The organism is Aquimarina ulvae, assembly GCF_053613295.3.
This window is the reverse complement of the sequence record NZ_JBSIBP030000014.1, coordinates 126,949-133,011: the sequence shown is the minus strand read 5'-3', so window position 1 is coordinate 133,011 and position 6,063 is coordinate 126,949. Positions and strand designations below refer to the sequence as shown.

8 protein-coding genes are annotated in these 6,063 nt (G+C 33.8%); all 8 read left to right on the top strand.

What is annotated here, in order from left to right; genetic code table 11:
* The coding region (locus tag ACWGOQ_RS21585) for a tyrosine-type recombinase/integrase (RefSeq protein WP_458202867.1) at nucleotides 1–825 on the top strand (825 nt) is incomplete at its 5' end.
* Nucleotides 826–860: 35 nt separating this feature from the next.
* The gene (locus ACWGOQ_RS21580; protein WP_452060381.1) at nucleotides 861–1,112 is read left to right on the top strand and encodes a hypothetical protein; all 252 of its coding nucleotides are present in this window, start codon (nucleotides 861–863) and stop codon (nucleotides 1,110–1,112) included.
* Entirely contained in the window at nucleotides 1,109–1,396 is a 288-nt protein-coding gene (locus ACWGOQ_RS21575) for a type II toxin-antitoxin system RelE/ParE family toxin (protein WP_452060382.1), read from the top strand. The genes ACWGOQ_RS21580 and ACWGOQ_RS21575 overlap by 4 nt, the downstream gene beginning before the upstream one ends.
* A gap of 1,068 nt (nucleotides 1,397–2,464) precedes the next feature.
* Nucleotides 2,465–3,532, top strand: coding sequence for an RHS repeat-associated core domain-containing protein (locus tag ACWGOQ_RS21570; protein WP_458202866.1), 1,068 nt, complete (start codon nucleotides 2,465–2,467; stop codon nucleotides 3,530–3,532).
* 44 nt (nucleotides 3,533–3,576) lie between these two features.
* Nucleotides 3,577–3,924 (top strand): hypothetical protein, encoded by a 348-nt coding sequence (locus ACWGOQ_RS21565; protein WP_452059722.1) that lies wholly within the window; start codon nucleotides 3,577–3,579, stop codon nucleotides 3,922–3,924.
* A gap of 133 nt (nucleotides 3,925–4,057) precedes the next feature.
* Entirely contained in the window at nucleotides 4,058–4,540 is a 483-nt protein-coding gene (locus tag ACWGOQ_RS21560) for a hypothetical protein (protein ID WP_452059723.1), read from the top strand.
* Nucleotides 4,541–5,111: 571 nt separating this feature from the next.
* The gene (locus tag ACWGOQ_RS21555; RefSeq protein WP_452059724.1) at nucleotides 5,112–5,582 is read left to right on the top strand and encodes a hypothetical protein; all 471 of its coding nucleotides are present in this window, start codon (nucleotides 5,112–5,114) and stop codon (nucleotides 5,580–5,582) included.
* A gap of 286 nt (nucleotides 5,583–5,868) precedes the next feature.
* Nucleotides 5,869–6,063 carry a hypothetical protein gene (locus ACWGOQ_RS21550; protein ID WP_458202865.1) on the top strand — a complete coding sequence of 65 codons (195 nt, stop codon included), beginning with the start codon at nucleotides 5,869–5,871 and terminating at the stop codon, nucleotides 6,061–6,063.

Sequence of the window (6,063 nt, the reverse complement as noted above, 5' to 3'; positions counted from 1 at the left end):
GATAAAGAAACTAAGCACTTTATCAAATGGTGTAAAAGAAATCATACCACACCAGATACGATTGATTATAAAAATTGCATGAAATACATAAAATATCTGCAACGCAAAAAAGTAAGTAAACGCACGGTGAATCATAGTGTAGGGTATCTAAAGAGTTACCTTACCTATTTGACTGCAACAGACCAAAGAGCAGACAATCCCATCGAAGATACGATTATCAGAGGCGTACAAAGAGATATCAATTATACTTTATTAGACCCCGAAGAATTAGAAGATTTATACTATAGTTACCAAAGTGACAATATCACAAATAATTATCAATATTATACAGCAAAACGTAATAAAATGATTGTTGGATTTATGGTCTATCAAGGCTTAAAAACTGAAGATTTAAAATCACTAAAACAAGAACACTTGCAAATCCATAAAGGCAAACTCTATGTTCCTAGCAGAAAGAAAAGCAATGCACGAGAACTAGAACTAAAACCTTGGCAAATGATGAGTTGTCTTGAATACCAAAACGATGTTCGAAAAGAATTAGTAAAAAGACTTAAGAACTATGAAGACAGAGAATACCTTTTTCCTTATACAGATCGTTTTACGATGACACCAACTATTATGAAACAATTAAAAAGATACAATCAAAAAGTAAGCAGTACCAAACAAATCCGCGCCAGTGTTATTACGAATTGGTTATCACAATACAATTTACGAAAAGTACAGTATCTGGCAGGACATCGATACATCAGTTCTACAGAACGATACTTACAAGATGATTTAGAGAACCTACACGAAATAGTCAACAACTTCCATCCGATACATTAAAAAACTAGAATAATAATTTATAAACTATCTTTGTTATGAATGTAAAAATGAGAATTATGGGAGCATTAGAGTTAAGGGATCTTATATCCCAATATGTAAATACAGCAGATGAGCGCCTATTAAAAATAGTAAAAGCTGTTATGGAAAGTTATCGTGAAGACGAACTTACATTGATAGAAGAACACTATAAAATACTGGATGAGCGTAGAGAACGTCACTTAAAAGGAGAAAGTAAATCATTTACTTGGGAAGAAGTAAAGCAAAATGCTAGAGGTGCTGCTCAATGAAATATGAATTAGAGATTAAGGACGAAGCTAATCTGGAAATAATCAAAGCTTACCTTTATTATGAAAAACAACAAGTAGATTTAGGAGAACGATTTTTAGAACATTTAGATATTTATATTGACAGAATACAAACTAATCCAAAACATTTTCCTGTAAAGCGACCACCTTATCGAGAAGCTTGGATAAAAAAATATCCATATTTAGTGGTTTATGAAATTATAGAAAGTAAAGTGATCATTTACTCAGTATTCAATACTTGGCAAAACCCTAAAAAGAAACCTTGAAAAGCTTCGCTGCTTCCTTCGGTCGCAGCTCGCTAGAAATATAATCCCGAATCGCAAGGTTCGGGATTTTTGTTTTCATAGATAAAAGCCAGGTGAGTCGCTCTGCTCCAATTAGTTATTCTCACATCAGCCCGAAAAGGGCTTTTGTAATAAGCTGTTATAAGGTGTTCCTTTGTCACTCGTTCACTGCTTCGTCGGTTGTTCCGCGAAAAGCTCCACACCGTCAATACTTCCTCACTTCCAGTCGTCAGCATCGACTACCGATCTTCGCGTGACTCCTTCCTCTATCACCCGCAGCTCTCTTTTGTATATTAATGAACGCTAACGCTATGAGTTAAGTTATACAAAACCGCTACTTCATTGGCTACGCCGCTTGGTCGCAGCCTACAGGATGTATATTTTGAATTGCTTATTATTTTTCAATTGACAAAATAAAAATCCTGTGGCACACAAAACCACTACGTTCCTTTTTGTGTGTCGGCTGCTCCTCTCCGCTTTGGCTACGCCTTTGTTTTTGCGTGCAACGCAGCTTCGTTCAGTTGCCACTAGGCTATGATTAATCTTAAAGCTGAAGGTCAGCCACAACTGCCGTTGCGCACTTCAGCTTTAAGATCAATCGTTCTTACTCAAACGGGAAATATTTTGAGAAAAACGGAAGTGCGGTTGCTGTGGCGCGGATCTTCCGCTTTTTATTAAAATACTAGCCTTAATGGCGATTGAATGACCCCACAATGCTTGGGATCGAGTCTACGACACGATTATATCGGTATAATATTATAATATATCTTGTAAAAGCAGCTTGTTAGAAGTCAAAATCTTCAATTATAGCAGTCTGCGCGTGGCTATTTTATATAATTGCGTTATCTGCCCTGAGTATGCGAAGAGCGCATATAACTACCAATTATGTAAAGATAGCTTTGATGATGCGGCTGGCTTTAGAAGTTAGCTAGTAAAATACACAATCCCGTAATGTAAGTAAAACACAAATGATTATTTTAGCGGTGCAAGAAAGATAGACGATAGAAAGAACGTTCTTAAAAAAATAGCTTTTAGCTGAAGGTAGTGATCTTGAAAAAAGTAGGATACCGCTTAAAAAAACGCATTAACTATTACCCATTTGGCCTGCAACATAAAGGGTACAATAACACCATAACTGGCAGAGAACACCAGTTTAAATACAATGGTCAGGAATTAAACCAATCTCTTGGATATAACATGACCGAACTCACCTTTAGACATTATGATAATGCACTGGGACGTTTTGTGGTGCCGGATCCATTAGCAGAAATATCGCCGAACTTAACACCGTTTAGGTTTGGGTATAACAATCCGATTATGTATAGTGATCCATTAGGGTTGATAGAGGGTAATACTGTAACGATTGATTGGAATGATATCCCAGATCATGGTAGTGCTACCTATAACGAAGGAGGTATAGTAGAACATTTTAATTTTGCAGGGGAGCTTCTAGGAGCTTTTGATAATGGAGAACTTCTTTTTGGCTATGAAGGAGGGTTTACTCAATTAGATCAAGTGACTGTTATAAATGGTGATAGTAATAGTTATAAACGAGCGGCACTTAATATTGCTAGTCAAATAAATTCAGGAGAATATGCCGATTCTTTGTCTAGGACTATATTAGATTCATATGGATATATAGAACACAACTATACAGGACTAAATGACATACTATTAGGAGCAGGTCTTACTAGTTTCAAACATGGTTATAATAGTGGTTTTTATAAAAATGTTAATAAAGCATATTATAAAACATATAAAGGAGCTCGAAATTCTGGAATAGCTATACCAAAACCAGGTGTCCAACGTCAGGCTTTAAAAAAATATTTTTCTGCGGGTAAATTATCGAAGAGCACCAAGCTTTTACGAAAAGCTGGAATTGTCGGAAGTGTACTAACTGCTGGAAATATCGTATTAGATGGGTCTGATGGGTATCTTAATACTTCAAGTGCAGTTGACGCTGGTTTATTAGTTGTTGGCGGCATTGCTGCCATAGTATCAGCACCTGCGGCAGTCATTGTAGGAGTTGGAATTCTGATTTATGGAGTGCTTGATTATTCATTTGATATTAGTGAAAAATTAGATAATAAATTTGGAGAACATAAAATATTTGATTGATGTTATTAAAATGGTTAAAAATTTGTTATTCTGGAATGATGTTTATGGAAAAGAAAAAAGCACCTATAGAGTGGAAACAAAAAATAATTTATTTATTAAACTATTATTTGTTTTTCATTCTTGCAGCTGTAGTTGCTAATATTTTAATTCACTTTAGACTTGTAAGCCAAGACAATAAGTTTTTAGTATATGGAATTTTAGGAATCCTTGCTTTATTAGTTTTTAGTAGTAATAAAAAGGTTATTTTGAACTATCTTAAAAAGAATGATCTTTCAAAAAACTATAAAAGAAGTAAATTGAAAGAATTAGCAGGCTTTCTTATGTTAATTACCAGTTCATTGGTTTTATTAGCGTTATTTATTCTATCGTTTAGAATACAGAATTATATTTAAAATATCCCAGCTCTCCGAAGAGTGATTAGGCTCTGCGATAGTTTTTAACTTCGCAGTGTTATGAGTAAGAAATAAATAATAGTAAAGACCAGTTATGTTGTTGTGATGTAGCTGGTTTTATAAAATTACAAGTATGATTAGGATACTATTTATTACATTTTTATATACATCCATAGTATTTGGCCAGAAAGATATCGTTGTTGATAGTAATATCATTCAGTGGGAAGAAGGTGTCTTTTTAAAGCCAGAAGATTTTAAATTGGTTAAGGAAATTGATCCATTTAACGTTGAAAATGCATTAACAACTTATAGAATAGAGATTTTACCAAAAGAAGTAATTGTAGATGAAAAGAATAATATTGTGAATTATTTAAAAATGAATCTTGCAACTTACTTTTATAAGAATAAGTCTTGGTTAGGTAATAAGCAAGACCCCAAACATTTAGCTCGTGAGCAATTGCATTTTGATATAGCAGAATTGTTTGCCAGAAAAATGCGTAAATCTTTTGAGGAGCTTAAAAACAAAAAGATTAAGAACTTTGATAAGTATCAAGAGATATATAGTACCTATTGGAAACAATGTAAGGCATATCAAAGTAGCTATGCCAGTACCTAGTAGTGATTGGTTATTGAAAGTTGATGAAGAATTATATAAATTAGAAGATTATACCTATAGTAAAGTAAAACAACGCTGGCGTGCGAAGCTTAAAAAATAATGAAGTTAGTAAGTAGATATGTATTTTTATTTGTAATCCTGTTTTTTCAATTTGCTATAAGCCAAGATATACAGGAGATTTTGAGTAATGATATTTGTAGTTGTGTAGACAATCAAATTAAGAATTTTTACAAGAAGAACCCCGCTCCGCGAAGTCTCCTGACTTAGCGGGATAATCAGAGAAGGGGTATAAATAGTAAATAACCAGTTACGATGTAAAGTTGTAGATGCGCTGTTTTCCAATGAAGATATTACCGAATCCTTAGGGAAACTTGGTACTATTGATCGATTATGATTCGAATCTCTAGCTATTCACGACGAGCTGTCAAACTTGTGGTTAAGAGTGGGATTATTTTTATTTGGTTCGGTAATGCGTTCTTCCTGATTTATTCGTGATGTCATACTGGTAACTATGCTACCATCTAATTTTTTATTCCTAAGTTCGCAGTAATTATAAACATACAGATCTACTATGAAAGCGGCTACGGTAAGAGAGTTAAAAACAGTACTAAATAATTGCTCACAACAGGAACTGGTAGCACTTTGTTTACGATTATCAAAATTCAAAAAGGAAAACAAAGAATTACTTACTTACCTGCTTTACGAAGCTGCTGATGAAGATAATTATATAGCCGAAGTACAAGAAGAAATTACCAAAGAATTTAGTGGCATTAATACTACCAACTACTATTATATAAAAAAAAGTGTTCGTAAAATACTGCGAACGAGTAAAAAGTTTATTCGATATTCTGGTAAAAAAGAGACCGAGGTTGAGGTGCTACTTCATTTTTGTTCAGAACTAAAAAAGATGCGCCCTTCTATGAAAAATAACAGCGTGTTATCTGGACTCTACGATAGACAAATTACTAGTATTAAAAAGATTATATCTACACTGCACGAAGATTTACAATATGACTATAAATTGTTGCTTGAAGAATTGTAACTGTACATCAGTTATTATGCTCTTGAAATTTAAAAATCGTATACTCGGATTTTAGTTCCTATTAATCAGGAGCAACACTCAGATCATAGCACGAATCCAGAACGCTTTATGAAACATTTGGTGGTTATTGCTTAACCTTTCTGTTACATAAAAGGAGTCATAAACCTATTTTTCTCTGAAAATAAGGAAAACCATTTGCTATATATCTTGTTCATTTTAGGTTAGTTTGTATGAATACAAAAAATAAGTACTGACAATTTTTCTGACTTAAAATTAATCATTAAGGGTGCTAGTATTAGTATCGTTGCCGGGGCAAGATAAGACAACATCAAGCGTAAATGCAAGTGTTTCAGCTCAACATGTACTCACAGATGAAGAAAAAACAACGTTTAAACTTGGGGATAAACAATTAAAAGATGCGGTGAAAAAGTATGTTGGAAAATCTCCAAACGATGCCTATCTCCGTAGTCCCACTCCTTGA